The following is a 21309-nucleotide window of genomic DNA, read 5'->3' on the forward strand; positions in this document are numbered from 1 at the left end:
GGTAGATAATGACAACAGCGGCGTTATTAAAACCTAAGACATTGCAGTTAAGGAAAATTTTTCCTGTCATCATTGTGTTGATCAGCTTATCGCTGATCGGAACCATTTACGTACAGTATAGCTGGTTGCGTACCATGCTGGTTGACAAGCATGAGGAGTTCAGGTACAAATTGATAAAATCTATTAATGAGGTAGGCACGAACCTGATGGAACAAAAAAGTTCCCTGCCTTCTCTTAAGAACTATCGTATTCGTCCTGATTTCAGCCTGCAATCAGAACAGTTCCGGTCAGAGCTGATGCGGCCGCCAACCATAGCCCAGAAGTTTACCGAACAGGAGGTAGCTGATAAATTACACAAAGCCTTTGCGGCGGAAGGGTTAAAAGAAGTGAAGTTTGAGTTTGCCATTACCAGCAACGTAAACCTGCTTTCGTACGAAATAAAATCCCGGGCCTTTTTGAACCAGGTTGAAGATACAACCAGCGACCGTAACCTGGTGCTGTATTATATTTTTCAGCCACCCAGTGGCAGCGACCTCGAGAACCTGGTGCCTGAGGAAATAATGACGGTGATTGTTCCCAACGTTAAAAAAATAGTCCTGAGCGATATGCGCTGGATGATCGTGGGTGCGGTGTTCTTCACCCTGATGATCATCACGGCTTTTTATATCACTGTAAATGCCTTGTTGCGTCAGAAAAAGCTGAGTGAGATAAAGAACGACTTCATTAATAATATGACGCATGAGTTCAAAACGCCATTGGCTACCATCTCACTGGCGGTTGATGCCCTGCGCAATGAAAAAGTGGCTCAGGACCGCGAAAAAATGAACTACTTCAGCGGTATTATTAAGGAAGAGAACAAACGGATGAACAAGCATGTAGAGACCATTCTGCAGGCGGCGGTGATGGACCGTCAGGAATTAACATTGAACAAGGTGCCATTGCATGTGCACAAGCTTATTCATGAGATCATGGATAATTACAAGCTGCAATTGGAAGAAAAAGGGGCCCGGGCCGAACTGAGCCTCGATGCCCGCTTTGATTTTATTGAGGCAGATCAGGTGCACTTCCGTAACCTGATCTCGAACCTGATCGACAATGCTGTTAAATACTCAAAAGATAATCTCTTAATAAAAATCGCCACCTATAATACCAATAAATTCATCGGTATACGAATAGAAGATAATGGTATTGGTATGAGTAAGGAAACCGTGAGGCGGATCTTTGAAAAATTCTATCGCGCCCACACGGGTAATCTCCATAATGTAAAAGGTTTCGGTTTGGGCTTAAGCTATGTAAAGACCGTGGTTGACGCCCATGACGGCAAGATCAAGGTCGACAGCATATTGGGCAAAGGCTCTGCCTTCAACCTCGAAATTCCGCTGCTCAAGGATAGCGCTAATTCCGAAACAGTAAACAACCATCGCCATAACTAAGAAAGCGAAACTCGTTCTCTAACGCATACGTATATATTTTTCGCCAGTCGTTGCCCACAAAAGCGGCTACTAATAGCAGTAAGGTGGATTGCGGCTGGTGAAAATTGGTGACCAGCGCCCGCGGGATCTGAAAAGTATAACCCGGCGCAATCAGCAAAGATGTTTTGGTGATGAGGCGGTCTAAATTATGCGACTGCATATACTTCAACAGGCTTTCCAGGGCTGTTCTCGCTGGTAAAGGCGTTCCATCCCCTGCATAGGGGTCCCACTGGTCCACTACCAGTTCTTCCAATGGCAACTCAGGTTGACGCACAGTTTTCATTCCCAGCCAGTACAGGCTTTCAATGGTGCGCAGAGAAGTGGTTCCTACAACCGTAATGTGTTTATCGAGGTATTTTAAAAGGCAGGTAATAGTACTGGTAGATACATCAATGAACTCCGCATGCATGGGATGATCATTCATGGTATCGCTCTTCACCGGTTTAAAGGTGCCGGCGCCTACATGCAGGGTAACATATTCCCGGTGTATCTGTTTCCGGTCCAGCTGTTCAAAAACCGCATCGGTAAAATGCAAACCAGCCGTAGGAGCGGCTACCGATCCTTCGGTATGGGCATAAATGGTTTGGTACCGGTCGCTATCTGCCTGTTCTACCTCCCGTTTTATGTACGGTGGCAGGGGAATATTCCCGGCAACGTGTAACACTTCTGCAAAGGTGAGCGATTCGGGCGACCAGGACAGTTCAATAGCAAAGCTGTCTTTCTCTTTGCCAAGGTACCGGGCTTGCAGTACAATTTCCTGATCGTTCCAGGTCATCTTCTTTTCCAGGACCTGACCAGGCTTCCATTTGGAAGCGCCACCGATAAGGCAGATCCAGGTAACCCGGCCCTTTTGGGTCATGGCGGTGGTCATATCAGCATACTGGGGCGGCGGTTCCAGGCAAAAGATCTCCACCACGGCGCCGGTTGGCTTTTGGAACAACAGACGGGCGGCTACCACTTTGGTGTTATTGAAGATCAGCAGGGAATCAGACGGAAGTTGCTGGTAAATGTCCCGGTAAATGGATTCCTGAATGTTACCTTCTTTGTAGATCAGGAGGCGGGAACTGTCTCTTTCGGGGAGCGGGTACCGGGCAATCTTTTGCTCCGGCAGCTCATAAGTAAAATCGTGAACTGATAAGTCTTTTGGATGCATCGTATAGGCGGCCAACTGCCGCGGTTTTGATGAGTTGCTAAGGTAATGCGTTAAGCGGCAACAAACAATATTTAAACATGACTAAAAAAAAGTATAGAAATTATCTACAATTAATAAAAAGTTGATTAGGATCTAGTTTTTATTTAATTCAAAAATAATATTGACGTGTATTCAAATCTTTCGTAACTTGGTGGCATAGGATAAGGTTTAATGGTTAATGGTATTTGATTAGTGCAGCCTCCCCTCCGGGAGGCTTTTTTATTTTGATCATTCCAGCATACAACTACAGTCCGCAAGCATCAAGCCACATACTGCAATGAGCCTATAAAACATATTAACACTACAGCAGAACAAGCACAATTACCCACTAACCATGAATAAGAAGCACTGACTAGATAGGTTTTTCCATCAGGTGCGGTTTTTTGCGATGCTTAAAACTTTATCTGTCATGTGATCATTAAAATGGAGCAGTACTTTCAGCTGCCATCAATTGTGATCTCACCGGCAGGCGGCAGCCCATTTTTCTACAGAACAAGACTGGGAGCTTTTATAAACCCGGCAGGGCCAACCCGGGGGTTTACCCGGACCTCACAGGGATAAAATCCCTTTCAGGTCCTTGTGAGGTCCCTGTTATGTCCTTGTGAGGTCCCTGTTTGGTCCGGGTGAAATCCTGGGATCATCCTATACAAATCCCTAAAATCTGCCATAATAATCCCATCAAAATCCCATAGCCTATGGCATTCGGATGGGATTCGGATGGGATTCCGATGGCATTATGACCGGTGAAATGGCCTGTTTTAGTATATCTGGAATGAATCTGACCAGGATGTGACCAGGGGGTTGGACAGGGAAACAGGTAATTCAAATCCTCCCATTTTCTCCCACCTTTTCGAAAAACCGGTATCCGATTACCATTTTTTCCCACCAAACTGGTGGCTGTAGGAATCGTTTCCCCCTTTTTCCCACCGTAAGAAACGAGGAGGTTGAAGCTATTTCAGTCAATTTTTAGGCTAATAACAGGTGTTTTTGGGCAGTTTTAGGAGGGAAAATAACCTCAGAATCCCATTTGCAGGGTTAATTCACAGCTTATGCACGGTTATCCACACTTGTCCACATGCTTATGCACATGTTTTTGGTTGTTGACTACATGAAAACCCCCAGAAATCACTGGTGTTCACCTGTATACAAATAAAATTCCTTGTGGAAAAAATAATTTTTCACAATCTAAGTAAGAAAGTGGGAAAAAGTGTTATTTTGTGTAGGTATTAGACAAATAGGTGCAACTCATTGTAAATGATACAATTTCTCGGAGAATACGAAGCAACCTTGGACGCAAAAGGGCGTTTTCTCCTACCGGCAGGCATTAAAAAGCAGATCCCGGAGGATGCTGGAGACCAATTTGTCATAGCTCGTGGATTTGAAAAATGTTTGACTTTATATCCCAAAAAAAACTGGGATCCCATACTGGCCGAACTGAGTAAAGTTAGCGAATACAAAGCCGAAAATAGAGAGTTCTTAAGATATTTTACCATGGGTGCTTCATTGTGTGATTTGGATTCAGCGGGAAGGATGTTGGTGCCACCCAATTTAAAAGCCCATGCAGGGCTCGAAAAAGATATAGTACTGGTTTCTGTTATAAATAAAATTGAGATCTGGGATAAAGTTAAGTACCAACAGTTCTTTGAGTCTTTTACACCGGAAAAGTACAGCGATCTGGCAGAGCGGGTAATGGGTGGTCAAAATACTACACAATTGTAATGTTATGAGTGAGCCTGTTTACCATGTACCGGTTTTATTGCACGAGGTGATCGACGGATTACATATCCGCCCCGATGGGGTGTATGTTGATTGTACCTTTGGTGGCGGCGGCCATTCCCTGGAAATTTTGAAACACCTGAATGCCGATGGGCGTATGGTTGTTTTTGACCAGGATGCAGATGCCCGGAAAAATGTGCCAGCTGATGATCGTATCATTTTCGTACCGCACAATTTCAGGCACCTGCAACGGTTTTGCCGGCTGCATAAAGTAACACAGGTCGATGGCATTCTGGCCGACCTTGGGGTTAGCAGCCACCAGTTCGATACCGCCGACCGCGGGTTCAGTACCCGTTTCGAAGGCGATCTCGATATGCGAATGGACCAACGCCAGGAACTTACCGCTTTTGAAGTGGTGAATACCTACACCGAACAACAATTGCACAAATTGTTTGAACAGTATGGCGAGGTCACCAATTCAAAAACACTGGCCAAAACCATCGTTCAGGTCCGAAAAACGGCCTCGCTTAAAACCATCACTAACTTTAAACAGGCGCTGCATTCCATTGTAAAAGGAAATCCTAACAAGTACTTTGCCCAGGTATTTCAGGCTTTGCGCATTGAAGTGAATGATGAACTAGGCGCATTGAAAGACATGCTGCAACAGGTTCCCCCCCTGTTAAAACCCGCCGGACGTGTAGCAATTATAACGTTTCACTCACTGGAAGACCGGATAGTAAAGAACTTCTTTCGCAAAGGAATTTTTGAAGATTCAGCAGTGGAAACCGATGCATTTGGCCGGGCAACAACCCCTCCACCACTTAAAGCGGTAACAAAAAAACCAATCGTTCCAACTGACGCAGAGATGAAGAGAAACCCAAGGGCACGCAGCGCCAGGTTAAGAGTAGGAGAGAAGGAAGAGGAATAGTTGATAGGATTGATAGCGTTGATACGTTGAAAAGTAGCAATGAGGAGGTGATGAAAATGTAGGAATAGATAATTCCACAAGACCGGAAATGAAAAATGAAGAATTTAAAATGAGAAGTTAGGAAGTTGGCGAAAAGTAGTGAGGCCAGAATGTAGGGAAACCCTTTCACGTTTCACGTTTGACGTTTCACAATTCCAGAGCTCTTGTTCTCAATATAAAGGGTATTAGAAATTGCAATTCTAATTTCGAATTAAGCCTCGTGAATTAAGCATTCATTAGCGGTTAGACGGATAGGACCTGTCTGACCGCTATTTGATTAAAAAATGAGTGAAGAAAAAGAAATATCGCGCAGAAGAAGACAACGGAAAAGGTTGTTTGGGTATAGGTGGATCGTAAAGAATTTACCCTTCTTCCTGTTCCTGGCAGTGCTGGCCATTGTATATATCGCGAATGGGCACTATGCTGATAATACAGTTCGTAACATCAACAAAGTGAACCGCGACCTGAAGGAACTTCAATATGAATACAAGTTTTTGAAAAGTGAAGTGATGTTCCGAAGTAAACAAAGTGAAATGGCGAAGGCAGTTGAACCATTGGGGTTGAAAGAATTGAGAGTGCCGCCGGCAGTGCTGGTTGATAGTACTGCTGTGAATGAAAAATAGAAGGTTGACAAGTTAAAAAGTATCAGATAAAAAATAGTAGCGAAACTGGATTGTAGCGAGGCAGGGAAATGAAGAATTAAAATGAAGAATTAGAAGAGTGAAAGGTAGTAGTGAATCTGGAATATAGGAAGCCCACTCACCACTGACCACTCACCACTGACCATGGAAGTAAAAAAGGACATATTATGGCGGGTGTACGTGGCCTTTCTGGGCATCGTGGTATTCAGTTTATTAATACTGGGCCGTGCAGTGTACATTCAGCAGGTGCAGGGGCCTTACTGGCGTGAACAGGCAAAAGAACAACAACAGAAATTTGTAGAGATAGATGCACAACGCGGAACCATTTACAGTGAAGACGGCCGCATGCTCAGCACCTCTACGCCGTATTTCGATATCTATATTGACTTTGCAGCAGAGGGATTGCGCGATAAGAACGGAAAACGGTTTGATGAGAATCTGGATTCACTGTCGATTGGACTGGCAGCCATGTTCCCTGAAAAAAATATGGCATCGTGGCGTAAAGAACTGAAAACCGGTTATCGGAAAAAGAACCGGTACTATTTGTTAAAAAAGAACCTGACATTTCAGCAATATAAACAGCTTCGTGGATTGCCATTAGTGCGCGAAGGAAAAAACAAAAGCGGTTTCATTGCTGACGTAAAAGATAAAAGATTAAACCCGTTTGGCCTGTTGGCAAACAGAACCATCGGGTTATCACGCGAATACATCGATAGCGGTGGCGTAATGCGCAGTATGAATGTGGGGCTTGAAAAAACGTACGACGAGCAATTGCGTGGTGAAAGTGGAAAACGTTTGATGAGAAAAATTGCCGCTGGCGTATTTGCGCCCGTAGATGGCTCGGAAATTGAACCACAGAACGGGAAGGATATCATCACAACCCTGGATGTGAATATTCAGGACATTACGGAGAATGCGTTGGAGAATGTGCTGGTTGCAAATGAATGTGAATATGGCACTTGTGTAGTAATGGAAGTGGCAACCGGAAAAATTAAAGCCATTGCCAACCTGAGCCGGAGAGAAGATGGCAGTTATTGGGAGAACTTCAATTACGCCATTCAGGCATCTGAACCAGGTTCTACGTTTAAACTGGCAACCATGTTGTCGCTGCTCGAAGATCAATTAATAACTTTGCAGCAACACATCGATCTCGAAGGCGGAAGCTGGAATGTGAATGGCAGAACGGTGTACGATACAGAAGATCATGGACAAGACGCCACAGTGAAACATGCGTTTGAACTGAGCTCGAATGTGGGCATGGCGAAACTGGCAACAACCTATTACGGTAAAAATCCGACCCGGTTTATAAATCACATTAAGAAACTGCGATTCGATCAACAAACAGGCATCGACCTGTTGGGCGAATCAAAACCAGTAGTAAAAACGCCTAAATCAAAATCATGGAGTTCTACTTCACTACCATGGATGAGTTTTGGCTATGAAGTGCTGGTGAGCCCATTGCAAACATTGATGTTGTACAATGCAGTGGCGAATGATGGCAAAATGATGAAACCTTACCTGGTAAATGCCGTAATGGAAAATGGCGTGAAGGTGAAGGAGAATCTGCCGGAAGTGTTGGAAGAATCTATTTGCAGTAGCAAAACATTGAAGCTCTTACAAGAATGTCTGGAAGGTGTTTGTACCGATGGGACCGCCGCCGATCTGTTAAGAGGCGCACCTTATAAAGCAGCTGGTAAAACCGGTACCGCTTTAATGGCCAACGGCAACAACGGATACAAAGACCATATTTATCAGTCATCGTTTGCTGGTTATTTTCCGGCCAACCACCCACAATACAGTTGTATTGTAGTGATCAGGAACAAACCATTTGCACCGGTTTATTATGGGGCCAAAATAGCCGGACCAGTATTTAAAGAGATCGCTGATAAATTGTATGCTCAGCACGCAGACCAGGGCATAAGACAGGTGACACTGAAAAAAGATAGCAGCAATTACTTTTACGCCGGCTCAACAGAAGATATAAAAGAGGTGATGTCGACACTGAAGATGAAATACCGTGATTCGGCAAAGGCAGATGAATGGGGCCGCCTGGCTATGGTGAATGATCAATCGGTGTTAGGCAAAAGAGCTGTTGCTAATAATATAATGCCCGATATGCGGGGCATGGGTTTAAAAGATGCATTGTTTTTGTTAGAGAACCGGAAGATGAAAGTAGTGTTCCATGGCCGGGGTAAAGTAAGCAGTCAGAGTATTGAACCGGGGACCTATGTAAGCAATCATCAAACAGTAATTTTAGAATTGAATTAATTAAACAGATAAAGTGACACTGCAGGATATATTATATAAAGTAAGCATTCGCTCGGTACATGGCAATACCAGTATACCCGTGCGTGACCTGCAGCTGGATTCACGAAAGGTAAGCGAGGGATCGGTATTTATTGCGGTAAAAGGTTCCGCTACAGATGGTCACCAGTATATTGATCAGGTGATCATGCAGGGTGCAACCGGGATCATCTGCGAAAACATGCCAGCTGAACTGAGAGAGGGAGTGACCTATGTGCAGGTAGAGAATAGTGGAGCCGCAGCCGGTTATATGGCGCATAATTTTTATGGCCAGCCTTCTGAAAAGATACAGCTGGTAGGTGTAACCGGCACCAACGGTAAAACCACCATTGCTACCTTATTATTCAAGCTCTTTACATCATTGGGATATAAATGCGGTTTGCTGAGCACCGTGCAAAATCATATAGGGAATGAAGTAGTGCCAGCCACCCATACCACGCCAGATGCCATTTCGCTGAATGCCTTGCTGCAACAAATGGTGAACAGCGGCTGTAGCCATGTATTCATGGAAACCAGCTCGCATGCCATACACCAGCATCGTATTACCGGGTTGAAGTATGCAGGTGGTTTGTTCAGCAATATCACCCACGATCACCTGGATTATCACAAGACATTTGATGAATACATCCGGGTAAAGAAATCGTTCTTCGACTTGCTGCCATCCGATGCATTTGCTATTTCAAATGCCGACGATAAACGCGGTCAGGTGATGTTGCAAAACACCCATGCGCGCAAATTCCTGTATAGTTTGCGCACGATGGCAGAGTTCAAAGGAAAAATTCTGGAGAACAGCATCACTGGTTTGGTAATGACCATTAACGAGCAGGAAGTACACTTCCGCCTCATTGGTGAATTCAATGCCTACAACCTGCTGGCTGTGTACGGTGCCGCCATTTGTTTGGGTGAAGATAAACAGGAAGTATTGCGGTGTCTGAGTGAGATCACCGGGGCTGAAGGCCGCTTTGATTATATTATTTCGCCCAATCAGCATATAATCGGGATAGTAGATTATGCCCACACCCCCGATGCTTTGCTGAATGTGTTGCAAACAATAAAAAAATTACGCGAAGGTCATGAGCAGATCATCACGGTAGTAGGTTGTGGCGGCGATCGCGACAAAACCAAACGCCCGGTGATGGCAGAAGTGACCTGCGAGCACAGTGATAAAGTAGTGTTCACCTCCGATAACCCACGCAGCGAAGATCCAATGCAGATCTTAACTGATATGGAAACCGGTTTGAACACAGCTGCCAAAAGAAAATATGTATCGGTGGTTGATCGCAAGGAAGCCATTAAGCTGGCGGTGAGTATGGCGAAACCAGGCGATATCCTGTTGATAGCTGGCAAGGGCCACGAAAAATACCAGGAAATAAAAGGAGTAAAACATCCTTTCGACGATAAGCAGGTGATGCGGGAAATGTTTGAGCTGTATGAAAAATAGCGCGGACGAGAGCGTACACCTAAAAATACCAATATGCTGTACCATTTAATTGATTGGCTGAAGGAATTGGGGGTTAAGATTCCGGGGAATGCACTGTTCCAGTTCATTACATCCCGGGTATTACTGGCAGTTATACTGTCGCTGGTAATATCAGCCGTGTTTGGAAAAAAGTTCATCAATTACCTGCGTAAAAAACAGGTAGGGGAAACAGTGCGTGATCTTGGCCTGGCGGGCGAGCAACAAAAAAAGGGAACGCCAACTATGGGTGGTTTCATTATCATCACCGCCATACTGGTACCCACGTTGTTACTGGCCGATCTGGGTAAAGCATACATCAGGCTGATGCTCTTTGCAACCGTATGGTTAGGCCTGATAGGATTTATAGATGATTACCTGAAACTGCGGGCCAAAAAGCTGGCACAGCAACAAGGTATTGCATATAAAAAAGGCGATAAAGACGGGTTGGCCGGCTGGTTTAAAATACTCGGTCAGGTAGTGCTGGGTTTTGTGGTTGCCATGACGCTGTTATTTAATAACAATACAAAAGCATGGCGCGAGTTCACCGGTGATACTTTACCCGCTGATACCAGTATGGTTAAGATCCACCGGGTGCCCATCGATAACCGGGTGAAAGTATTTGTGGAAGCGAATGAACCCGTTACCACCATCCCGTTTGTAAAGTCGCACGAGTTCAACTATTCAAAGTTGTTGCCTGCAGGGCTACGCTCATTGACATGGATACTGTATGTGATCATAGTGATCTTTATTGTAACCGCTGTATCGAACGGCGCCAATATAACAGATGGTATTGATGGGTTGGCGACGGGGACCAGTGCTATCATCGGTGCATGTTTGGGTATTTTTGCCTACGCCAGTGGTAACATCCGGTTTGCAGAATACCTGAATATCATTTACATCCCCAACCTGGGTGAGCTGAGTATATTCATTGGTGCGTTAATTGGCGCTTGTGTAGGGTTCTTGTGGTACAATGCCTATCCCGCACAGGTGTTTATGGGTGATACAGGTAGTTTAACACTGGGTGGCATCATCGCAGCGCTGGCCATCATTGTGCGGAAAGAATTGTTGATCCCCATTTTTTGCGGGGTGTTCCTGGTGGAAGTGTTAAGCGTAAGTTTACAGGTTTCCTATTTTAAATATACAAAACGGAAATATGGTGAGGGCAAACGCATCTTCCTGATGAGCCCGCTACACCACCACTATCAGAAACTGGGATATCATGAGTCGAAGATCGTAACAAGGTTCTGGATTGTAACAATTCTGTGCATCGTGTTTGCGATAGTGACTTTGAAAATAAGATAATAAAGAGCGTGATCGGTTAGGCCGGTACCTTAAAAACATAAAGTGTATTGCTGAAAAACCACCACTCTGAATTTCCACTTAAGGAAAACCAATCATAGTAGTAGGTAGGAGTGTGGTAAAGCAGTAAGAATTCATACTAGCGAAGAACCCCCTTTAATCCGGTTTATCCCGATTAATAATAAAGTTGTCCCGATGTAATGTTGGGACGTAATGGAGTTAGTAATTACAATGAGTAAGCGATTGGTAATACTTGGGGCCGGCGAAAGCGGCGTAGGCACTGCCATCCTTGGCAGGCAGCAGGGGTATGATGTTTTTGTGTCAGACGGTGGACCCATTAAAGAGAAATATCAGCAAGAGCTGAATAAATACGAAATAGAGTGGGAAGCAAATCAACATACCGAGGAAAAGATCCTGAATGCTGATGAAGTGATGAAGAGTCCGGGCATTCCTGAAAAGAACGAACTGGTGAAAAAGATCAGGAAAAAAGGGATACCGGTTATCAGTGAAATTGAATTTGCATATCGCTACAAAGGCAACAGTAAGATCATTGGTATTACCGGTAGTAACGGAAAAACAACTACGACGTCGCTGATGTACCACATTTGCAAAACAGCAGGTTTGGATTGTGCGCTCGTAGGGAACATCGGATATTCATTTGCCAAGCAGATTGCTGAAGATCCTAAAGAGTTGTATGTGGCGGAGATCAGCAGCTTTCAGTTAGATGATATCCAAACGTTCAGACCGGATGTAGCTATTCTCACCAATATCTCGGAAGACCATTTGGATCGCTATGATTACCGGTTCGAAAATTATATACATAGTAAGTTCAGGATTGCGGAGAACCAAACAGCGCAGGACTATTTTATTTACTGTGCCGATGATCCGGTGACCATGCAATACTTAGAGAAATATTCCATCAAATCTAACCCATTACCATTCAGTATGAGTAAAGAATTACCCCAGGGCGGCTTTATCAGGAACGGACAGATGACTGTAACAGTTGACGACGAGAAGATGCAGATGAATGTGAGTGATTTTACTTTAAAGGGAAAACACAACCAGAATAACACAATGGCAGCAGCTTTAGGTGGCGTAACGATGGGGATCCGCAAGGAGAAGATCCGCGTAGCCGTTCAAACGTTTGAGTCGCTGGCACACAGAATGGAACCGGTATCAACAGTGCGTGGAGTTGAGTTCATCAACGACAGCAAGGCTACCAATGTGAACAGCACCTGGTTTGCGCTGGAAAGCATGGAGCGCCCTACTATTCTTATACTGGGTGGAGTAGATAAAGGAAATGATTATTCAGTTCTGTTAGACCTCGTTCGCGAAAAAGTAAAAGCGATCGTTTGTCTGGGAACTGATAATGGTAAAATACAGGAAGCATTTAAAAACGATGTGCAGCTGATGGTAAGCACCAGCAGTGCCGAAGAAGCAGTAAAAGCAGCATTTCATATGGCAAGTCCTGGCGATACCGTTTTGTTGAGCCCGGCCTGCGCCAGCTTTGACCTGTTCAAGAACTATGAAGATCGTGGCGATCAGTTCAAACAGGCAGTTCGCGAATTATGAATTGCAAGTAATGAAGGAGAGGGGTAAGTAAGTACACTGGAAAAGACATTCTGATATAAATAATGACGGGCGCAAATGACATATCGTTAAATGGAGCAAATCTGCCTAACGGTAGAAAGGCGACTGGCGGCTTGCTAAGCAAAACCAAGGGTGATAAAGTGATCTGGGCAATAGTGGTAGTATTGGCCCTGGTATCTATGCTTGCCGTATATAGCTCTACAGGCTTACTGGCATACAAGTACAATCGTGGTAACACGGAAGTATACCTGTTTAAACAGGTAGTATTTACCGCGGTAGGCCTGGGGATCATTTATTTTTCACACCGGGTGAATTATACACTGTACAGTAGGGTAGCACGCATATTGTTTATGGCATCAGTGCCATTATTAATATATACATTATTCTTTGGTTTGAAACTTAATGAAGGTAGCCGCTGGATACGGTTACCTATCATCAATTTAACCTTTCAGACTTCTGACCTTGCCAAGCTGTCGCTGTTCATGTTCCTGAGCCGGCTGCTGAGCAAGAAGCAGGAAGTGATCAAGGATTTCAAAAAAGGATTCATTCCGGTGATCATACCGGTGGGCATCATTTGTGTATTGATCGCACCCGCCAACCTGTCAACCGCATTACTGGTAGGCGCTACCAGCATGTTGTTGTTATTTATTGGCCGGGTAAGCACCAAGCACCTGTTGATGACAATTGGCGTAGCCCTGATACCGGTTGCCTTTCTGGTAATGCTGGCCGTTGGGTTCTACGACAAAAAAGAAGAGAAGTGTGCCGAACTGCCCTTCTTTTTACATATTGCCCGCGTGCCCACCTGGATCAGCCGCGTGCAAAACTTTATTTACGACAGCAAGCAGGTAGACAAAGATGAGAACTATCAGATAAACCAGTCGAAGATCGCCATCGCAAAAGGCGGGTTGCTGGGACTGGGACCTGGTAATAGCCAGACGCGGAATTTTTTACCGCATCCCTATTCGGATTTCATTTTTGCCATCATCATTGAAGAGTATGGACTGGCGGGAGGCTGTTTTCTATTGTTTATTTACTTGTTATTCCTATTAAGGAGTATCAGAATATTTAAAAAATGCCCTTATGCTTTTGGGGCATTTCTGGCGTTGGGCTTAAGCTTCACGCTGGTTATTCAGGCGCTGATCAATATGGCCGTTACGGTGAACCTGTTTCCCGTAACAGGGGTAACCTTGCCATTGGTAAGTATGGGCGGAAGCTCGTTTCTGTTTACCTGTTTGGCCATAGGCATCATTTTGAGTGTGGCCCGCAATGTGGAACAACTGGAAGCTCCGGTTGAAGAGGGAAAAGAGAAAAGAACTGCCAATAAAAAAGTAAAAGAAGAAGCCGAAGAAGAAGAGGAGGAGGAAGAAGAAAAGATAACCGCTAAAAAGCCAAAGGCAAAAAAGAAAGAAAAGGAAAAAGAGAAAGTGGAAACAACCGAGGAGAAGGCCGCAAAATTAGCAGCGTTGAAACCACTGACCGATATAGCAATGAATGACATGAAGCAAGGAAAGTGAGCATATTAAAAACATATCCGTGAATAAAAAGATAATTATAGCAGGTGGCGGAACGGGCGGACATATTTTTCCCGCAGTGGCAATAGCACATGCATTGCGCAAGCTGCAGCCAGGCATCGACATCTTGTTTGTTGGCGCCAAAGGAAAAATGGAAATGGAAAAAGTGCCGCAGGCAGGGTATGCAATAAAAGGGCTGGACATAGCCGGGTTCAATAGAAGTTCTTTGATCAAAAATATCGGACTGCCATTTAAACTGATAAAAAGTTTCTGGCAGGTACGAAGCATCATCAAATCGTTTCAACCCGATGCGGTGATTGGCGTTGGTGGCTATTCAAGTTTCCCGGTACTACGGTATGCGCAGGCACAGGGAATTGCCACCTTCATACATGAAGCCAACTCCTTTGCCGGTAAATCGAATATGTTGCTTGGCAGACAAGCCCGCAAAATATTTGTGGCCACCGATGGAATGGAGAAATTCTTTCCGGCAGAAAAGATCATGATCACCGGCAACCCGGTACGCCAGAATATAGTGAACAACAAGATCAGCCGCTCTGAAGGAATTCAGTTCTTCGGGTTAGATCCGGCGAAGAAAACGGTTTTTGTTACTGGTGGTAGTTTGGGGGCGAAAGGAATAAACGAAGCGATAGATGCCGGTATTTCAGCCTTTATACAAAATGATGTACAGCTGATCTGGCAAACCGGTAAACCGTATGCCGAAAAAGCCAGTGCACGGGCAGTAGAAAATAAAAATATCTGGGCCAATAGTTTTATAACCCAAATGGAATATGCGTACGCCGCCGCAGATATAGTGGTATCAAGGGCAGGCGCTATGTCGGTAGCAGAATTATGTGTGGCTAAAAAACCGGTGGTATTTGTACCCTTTCCATTTGCGGCAGAAGACCATCAAACCGCCAACGCACAAAATCTGGTAACCAAACAGGCTGGATTGATGATCAAGGACAGCGAGGCAAAGGAAAAGCTGGTGCCGATGGTAATTGCACTGGCAAAAGATGAAGATCAGCAACAAATGCTGAGGGAGAATATTGGAGAGTTAGCTATAACAAATGCAGATACGGTGGTTGCTGAGGAGATTTTGAGGTTGATTTAGAGTTGACCAGTTGATCAGTTAACCAGTTAATAAAAAGGCGCGAGCCTGAGGAGAGGCGAAATTGCCGACTGCCGATTGCCGATAACAGTCAGGACTCAACAATAAGGACTTTTCACGTTTCACGTTTCACGATATATGGTTGATATAAAAGACATAAATAAGGTTTACTTCCTGGGAATCGGGGGCATAGGGATGAGCGCTCTTGCCCGGTACTTTAAGTTTCATGGCAAGGAAGTAAGTGGATACGATAAAACCGAAACCCCGCTTACAAAGCAATTGGTAAGTGAAGGCATTCCGGTGCATTATGACGATAACCTGGACCTGGCGCCGAAGGATGCACAATTAGTAGTGTATACGCCAGCCGTACCAAAAGGGCATACCGAGTTTATGTACTACCAGCAAAACAACTATCCGTTGTTAAAACGAAGTGAAGTGCTGGGAGCAATTACAAGAAGTTCTTTTAATATCTGTGTGGCCGGAACGCATGGCAAAACAACCATGACCACTATGGTGGCGCATATCCTGCGGCACAGTGAATATGGTTGCAATGCATTTTTAGGCGGCATAGCCGTGAATTACAACAGCAACTACTGGAGTGATGAACGCGATACCTGTGTAGTAGAGGCCGATGAGTACGATCGCAGCTTTTTACGGTTAACCCCGGATGTAGCCGTGATCAGTGCCATGGACCCCGATCACCTTGATATTTACGGCACCACTGAGGCTATGGAGGAAGCGTTCATTGAATTTGCCGGTAAAATAAAACCTGGCGGTTTACTCATCAGCAAATATGGTTTGCCAAGAGGGAACGATCTGAAAGCGCCGAACCAGCTTACTTATCATTTGGAAAACACCCAGGCCGATATATATGCCTGTAACATTCAAATGGAACATGGTACTTATGTTTTTGATGTACAGGTAAAAGACTGGAAGCTGACAAACGTGGTGTTGAATATGGGCGGGTTGCATAATATAGAAAATGTGATAGCCGCCATAGCGATTGCGCATCACCTGGGAATTTCAGCTACGAAGATCAAAGCGGCCGTGGAAGCATTCCGGGGGGTGAGACGCCGGTTTGAATATGTGATCAAGGACAAGGATGTAACATTTGTAGATGATTATGCCCATCACCCCGAAGAGTTACGGGCATTGATAACCGGTGCCAAAGGATTGTTTGGGAATAAGAAATGCACGGTGTTGTTTCAACCACACCTGTTTACCCGAACAAGAGACCTGGCCAGTGAATTTGCCGAAGTGCTGGACATGGCCGATGAAGTAGTACTGTTGCCAATTTATCCGGCAAGAGAATTACCGATACCAGGGGTGACCAGCAATACAATACTTGATAAAATGAAGAATGATCATAAACAGGTATTGGACAAAGCGCAGTTGTTGCAATGGGTGAAAACAGCAGCGCAAAGTGCATCAACAAAAACCGCAGGTGGTTGGTTATTGATCACAGCCGGTGCTGGCGACATTGATACCCTGGTGCAACCCATTAAGCAGATCATTGAAACGAAATAATTGACAAAAGTGAAAAAGAAGCGTTCTTTCAGGAAACCAATACTGGCAATCTTCTGGCTGTGTGTAGCAGCCGGTACTATAGTATTGCTGGCAGCGGCCATGAAAGCGCAGAGCAATAAAACCTGTAAGGGTCAGGAGATCCGTATCGAGGGTAAAGCAAATGAATGGTTCCTCGATAAAAAAGACATCACCACCCTGTTAACAAACCAGGGTAGCATCAAGGGCCGGTCGATAAAAAGTTTTGACCTGCGCCGGATGGAGAACCAGTTGAAAAGTAATGTGTGGGTAAAGGATGCAGAACTGTTCTTTGATAACAGCCGGGTATTGCAGGTGAGGGTAGAAGAGCGGGTACCCGTTGCCAGGGTATTTACGGTTGCGGGCAATAGTTTTTATATCGATAGCAGTGGCGAAAAGTTACCGCTGTCAGATAAGTTCTCGGCCCGTTTGCCCGTAGTTACCGGCTTTCCATCAGAAAAGGATAAACTAACCGGAGCAGATAGTGTGATGATGCGGGATATCATTCATGTCAGCAACTACCTGTTACATGATGAATTCTGGATGGCACAGGTTTCGCAGATAGACATCCAACCCGATCGCACATTTGAAATGATCCCGGTAGTAGGCAACCATATCATTGAATTTGGAGATGGTACCGATTATGAGAAAAAGTTTAAGCGGTTGCTGTTGTTTTATCAGCAAGTGTTGAGCAAAACAGGCATGGATGTTTACCAAAAGCTGAACGTACGATACGCACGACAGGTAATTGGGGTGAAGGGAACATAAGAAATAGCAGGTTACCAGTAAGAGAAAGATTGAAGAATTAAATATAAGTCACTCCCTATACAACAACTAAAAACAGGATAGATATGCAACACGAACAACAACCCATCATTGTCGGACTGGACATCGGTACGACAAAAATTGCCGCGATTGCCGGGCGAAAGAACGAGTTCGGCAAGCTGGAGATACTCGGTTTTGGCCGGGCCAACTCCAATGGTGTTAAGCACGGACAGGTGCTTAATATCGACGAAACCATCAAGGCCATTACCATGGCTCTTGAGAACTGTTATGCATCAAATCCCGGTTTGGAAATAAGTGAAGTATATGTTGGTATTGCAGGTCATCATATAAAAAGTCTGCAAACCCGTGGTGATATTGTGCGTCAGAATAACGACGATGAAATTTCGCAACGTGAGATCGATCAGTTGATCAATGATCAGTATAAAACATATATCCCTGCCGGTGATCAGATCATCGATGTGATACCCCAGGAGTTTACGGTTGATAATTTTCAAAATATTCCTAACCCAATTGGCTATGGTGGCGTGAAAATTGGTGCTAATTTCCACATCATCACCGGCGATAAAAATGCCATCCGCAATATTACCCGTGCAGTAGATAAAAGTGGACTGAAAACAAAGGACCTGGTATTGCAACCACTGGCATCTGCAGCGGCCGTTATGGGAATTGAAGACCTGGAAGCAGGCGTGGCCATCGTTGACATTGGTGGTGGTACTACCGACCTGGCTGTTTTCTATGAAGGTATTTTGAAACACACTGCTGTTATCCCGTTCGGTGGTGAGAATATTACCAATGATATTAAAACCGGTTTGGGGGTGTTAAAAACACAGGCTGAACAAATGAAAGTTCAGTTTGGTAGCGCCCTGGCCAATGAAGCACGCAGCAATGCCTTCATTACTATTCCTGGTTTGCGTGGTATGCCAGCCAAAGAGATCAGTGTAAAGAACCTGGCTAATATCATCCAGGCCCGGATGAGTGAGATCATGGATTTTGTTACCTATCACTTAAAGCAGGTTGGCCTGGATAACCGAATGCTGAATGGTGGTATCGTATTGACCGGTGGTGGCTCTCAATTAAAACACCTGATCCAATTAACAGAATATGTAACTGGTTTGAATGCCCGCATTGGTTTCCCAACAGAACACCTGGCTGCAGGACATATTGAAGAATTGGCCCGCCCAACTTATTCAACCTGTATCGGTCTTATTATGAAAGGTTACAGCGATTATGAAAATCATCGCAAACAGTTTGAGAGCCAGTTCAGGAAAATGGAAATACCCGAAAACCTGCGTAAGGCAGAACTGGTAGAAGAAGATGCTTTTGACGAGGAAGAAGAACTGCAAACCGAAAAGTTAAGGAACCGTAAAGGCATTAAAGACTTCTGGGGCAAGTTCAAAGATGGTATCATTGAACTGTTCAAGGAAGAAGAAGATCATGCATTATAACAAATAGATATAACTCTTAGAAACAAGTAACAGACCCGCCTGTGCTAAAACTTTGGCGGATAAGACTGGAATTACTGGCCTGCTATACAATCAACCTATTGAAAAAGAAAATCCGGGGAATATGAAAAATGCCAGCATTATGATGGGTAAACCATTACAATGCAAAAATGTTAAACTAACCCGTTATTCTTAATCTGGTCTCAGCAGCGAGTGAGGGTAGGCTGGTGGGGCTGTTAAACAGTAAGCTATGATTCATTTTGATTTACCGAAGGAAAAATCATCTATACTAAAAGTCATAGGTGTAGGAGGCGGCGGTAGCAATGCGGTTAACCACATGTACAGCCAGCAGATAGAGGGTGTAAATTTTATCATTTGTAATACCGATGCCCAGGCAATAGCAAGAAGTCAGGTGCCAAATAAAGTGCAGTTGGGACCCCATCTTACACAGGGATTGGGTGCCGGTGCAAATCCTGAAATTGGCCGTCAGGCTACTGAAGAAAGTCTGGAAGAGCTGAAACGTATTTTGGAAGTAAATACTAAAATGGCGTTTATTACTGCGGGTATGGGTGGTGGAACCGGTACCGGCGGTGCGCCTATTATTGCCAAAATATGTAAGGAATTAGGCATTCTTACTGTAGGTATTGTAACTACCCCTTTTTCATACGAAGGTCCAAAACGCCAGGCGCAGGCCGAGAATGGTATCAGACAACTGAAACAGTCGGTTGATACCTTGCTGGTGATCAGCAACGACAAACTGCGTCACCAGTTTGGTAATCTGAAAATGAAAGATGCATTTTCAAGAGCTGATAATGTATTGTCAACCGCTGCTAAATGTATTACTGATGTAATCAATAGTACCGGTCAGATAAACGTTGACTTTGCCGATGTATGTACCATCATGCGTAATGGCGGGGTGGCTATTCTTGGTAGTGCCGCAACAAGAGGTGAAGACCGCGCTATTCGTTGTATTGAAGAAGCGCTGAACTCACCATTGCTGAACGATAATGATATCCGTGGTGCTAAATGGATATTAATAAATATCAATTCTGCGGAAGGTGATCATGAGTTCACTATGGATGAGGTAGAGATCATACAAAACTATTTATTAAGCCAGGCCGGTGAAGATACAGACGTGATATTGGGTATGGGTTATGACAGTACCCTCGGCGATAAAATAGGTATCACCCTGATTGCTACCGGTTTTGAGCATAAAGACCCTTTTAAGAAAGCCACTCCTAAAGTGGAGCCAAAAAAAGATGAGAAGATCCTGCTTTCCTTAAACCCACATCCGGAAAAACCTAAAAAGGAACAGCCGGCTGCTGAGCAAATGGGCGAGAAAGGTGACCTCGATATAAAACCTGAACTGGCTCCCCGGTTAATTGACGGTGATAGTAGCATTGCCGAACCTACTATGGAAATTTTTACGCAGGAGGACGCAGGTAAAAATACTGTGGATAAAAATGAGGCCTCGGAAAGGATCGAATGGGTACTTTCGCAACCATCCGACCCCGTGCCCTCGCAACAACAAGCACAAAAGAATCAAAATAATTCTTCGATGTCTGCAGCATCCGGAGGATACTTGGCCAAGCCTTCCAATATTTATGCAGAACCGAAAACGAATGAATCCAAACCAGAGCAAACGCCTGTGAAGGAACCTGTCAGAAGTACCAATGCAAAACCGGTCCAGGAAGATGATTCCAATGACCTGCATCTGGTTTTCAAAGATGATCTTTCAGCGACGGATGTGCCTGGGGCCTACCATTCTCAACCCCCTGTTAGTGGCGGCAATATTTCTGCAGAGGACCTGGCGATGCTAGACGAAGCAGAAGAACAAAAACGCCGCGCAGCTGAACGAATTCAAAAGTTGCGAAACCTTTCGTTTAACATTAACGGAGCAGACCCTAACAACGAGTTTGAAACTGTGCCGGCATACATCCGCCGCAATTTGGAATTGTATAACACCTTTTCAAGCGTTGAGAACTTTTACAGTAAGTATGAAGTAAAAACCGACGAAAATAATAATACCCAAATTTCCACGCTGAATACCTTTTTAGATGGAAAGAAACCGGATTAATAATAGTTGTTTAGTATCCTGTCCCACCTAGTGTGCTACCTGTTTGTATTGAGAGTAAAGGTTCATTGAACAGGGGTACCAGGTATAAATCGATTGTTTTAACACAGCGATTGTTGTTTTTAGTTGTAGTCCCCCCGACTAATCGGGGGGATTTTTTATTGAAAGTAGGCCCCGATCCTTCATTCCTCAAAGACTCCAATCAA

15 protein-coding genes are annotated in these 21309 nt (G+C 44.5%); 14 read left to right on the plus strand and 1 reads right to left on the minus strand.

Features of this window, described 5'->3' with window-relative positions; translation table 11 throughout:
- The first annotated feature begins 41 nt into the window (after window positions 1-41).
- Window positions 42-1433 carry a sensor histidine kinase gene (locus tag J7I42_RS10665; RefSeq protein ID WP_209138765.1) on the plus strand — a complete coding sequence of 464 codons (1392 nt, stop codon included), beginning with the start codon at window positions 42-44 and terminating at the stop codon, window positions 1431-1433.
- Here the strand turns inward: J7I42_RS10665 and J7I42_RS10670 are convergent.
- Window positions 1396-2640, minus strand: a complete 1245-nt coding sequence (locus tag J7I42_RS10670; RefSeq protein WP_209138766.1) for an S-adenosylmethionine:tRNA ribosyltransferase-isomerase — start codon at window positions 2638-2640, stop codon at window positions 1396-1398. The genes J7I42_RS10665 and J7I42_RS10670 overlap by 38 nt on opposite strands.
- A 1278-nt stretch (window positions 2641-3918) precedes the next feature.
- On the opposite strand from J7I42_RS10670, the gene mraZ reads away from it, so the two are divergent.
- The 13 genes from mraZ (at window position 3919) to ftsZ (ending at window position 21106) form a co-directional block, all read left to right on the plus strand.
- Complete coding sequence (gene mraZ, locus J7I42_RS10675; RefSeq protein WP_209138767.1) at window positions 3919-4383, plus strand: division/cell wall cluster transcriptional repressor MraZ; 465 nt, start codon at window positions 3919-3921, stop codon at window positions 4381-4383.
- 4 nt (window positions 4384-4387) lie between these two features.
- On the plus strand, window positions 4388-5308 hold the full coding sequence (gene rsmH / locus J7I42_RS10680) for a 16S rRNA (cytosine(1402)-N(4))-methyltransferase RsmH (RefSeq protein WP_209138768.1): 921 nt from the start codon (window positions 4388-4390) through the stop codon (window positions 5306-5308).
- 323 nt (window positions 5309-5631) lie between these two features.
- The gene (locus J7I42_RS10685; protein ID WP_209138769.1) at window positions 5632-5970 is read left to right on the plus strand and encodes an FtsL-like putative cell division protein; all 339 of its coding nucleotides are present in this window, start codon (window positions 5632-5634) and stop codon (window positions 5968-5970) included.
- A gap of 162 nt (window positions 5971-6132) precedes the next feature.
- A complete protein-coding gene (locus J7I42_RS10690; protein ID WP_209138770.1) occupies window positions 6133-8256 on the plus strand; it encodes a penicillin-binding protein in 2124 nt (707 codons plus the stop codon).
- A gap of 13 nt (window positions 8257-8269) precedes the next feature.
- Window positions 8270-9733, plus strand: a complete 1464-nt coding sequence (locus tag J7I42_RS10695; protein ID WP_209138771.1) for a UDP-N-acetylmuramoyl-L-alanyl-D-glutamate--2,6-diaminopimelate ligase — start codon at window positions 8270-8272, stop codon at window positions 9731-9733.
- Window positions 9734-9766: 33 nt separating this feature from the next.
- Window positions 9767-11053, plus strand: a complete 1287-nt coding sequence (gene mraY, locus J7I42_RS10700) for a phospho-N-acetylmuramoyl-pentapeptide-transferase (protein WP_209138772.1) — start codon at window positions 9767-9769, stop codon at window positions 11051-11053.
- A gap of 210 nt (window positions 11054-11263) precedes the next feature.
- Window positions 11264-12622, plus strand: a complete 1359-nt coding sequence (gene murD, locus J7I42_RS10705) for a UDP-N-acetylmuramoyl-L-alanine--D-glutamate ligase (RefSeq protein WP_209138773.1) — start codon at window positions 11264-11266, stop codon at window positions 12620-12622.
- Window positions 12623-12684: 62 nt separating this feature from the next.
- Window positions 12685-14154 carry an FtsW/RodA/SpoVE family cell cycle protein gene (locus tag J7I42_RS10710; protein ID WP_209138774.1) on the plus strand — a complete coding sequence of 490 codons (1470 nt, stop codon included), beginning with the start codon at window positions 12685-12687 and terminating at the stop codon, window positions 14152-14154.
- A 19-nt stretch (window positions 14155-14173) separates the two neighbouring features.
- A complete protein-coding gene (gene murG / locus J7I42_RS10715) occupies window positions 14174-15262 on the plus strand; it encodes an undecaprenyldiphospho-muramoylpentapeptide beta-N-acetylglucosaminyltransferase (RefSeq protein ID WP_317196233.1) in 1089 nt (362 codons plus the stop codon).
- A 135-nt stretch (window positions 15263-15397) separates the two neighbouring features.
- A complete protein-coding gene (gene murC, locus J7I42_RS10720) occupies window positions 15398-16786 on the plus strand; it encodes a UDP-N-acetylmuramate--L-alanine ligase (protein ID WP_209138775.1) in 1389 nt (462 codons plus the stop codon).
- A 9-nt stretch (window positions 16787-16795) separates the two neighbouring features.
- Window positions 16796-17569 carry a cell division protein FtsQ/DivIB gene (locus tag J7I42_RS10725; RefSeq protein ID WP_209138776.1) on the plus strand — a complete coding sequence of 258 codons (774 nt, stop codon included), beginning with the start codon at window positions 16796-16798 and terminating at the stop codon, window positions 17567-17569.
- A gap of 83 nt (window positions 17570-17652) precedes the next feature.
- Window positions 17653-19032: a cell division protein FtsA gene (gene ftsA / locus J7I42_RS10730; protein WP_209138777.1), complete on the plus strand. Its 1380-nt coding sequence runs from the start codon at window positions 17653-17655 to the stop codon at window positions 19030-19032.
- Window positions 19033-19279: 247 nt separating this feature from the next.
- On the plus strand, window positions 19280-21106 hold the full coding sequence (ftsZ, locus tag J7I42_RS10735) for a cell division protein FtsZ (RefSeq protein ID WP_209138778.1): 1827 nt from the start codon (window positions 19280-19282) through the stop codon (window positions 21104-21106).
- The last annotated feature ends 203 nt before the right edge of the window (window positions 21107-21309 follow it).

The organism is Niastella soli, from assembly GCF_017742245.1.
In the GTDB taxonomy this organism is placed as follows: domain Bacteria; phylum Bacteroidota; class Bacteroidia; order Chitinophagales; family Chitinophagaceae; genus Niastella; species Niastella soli.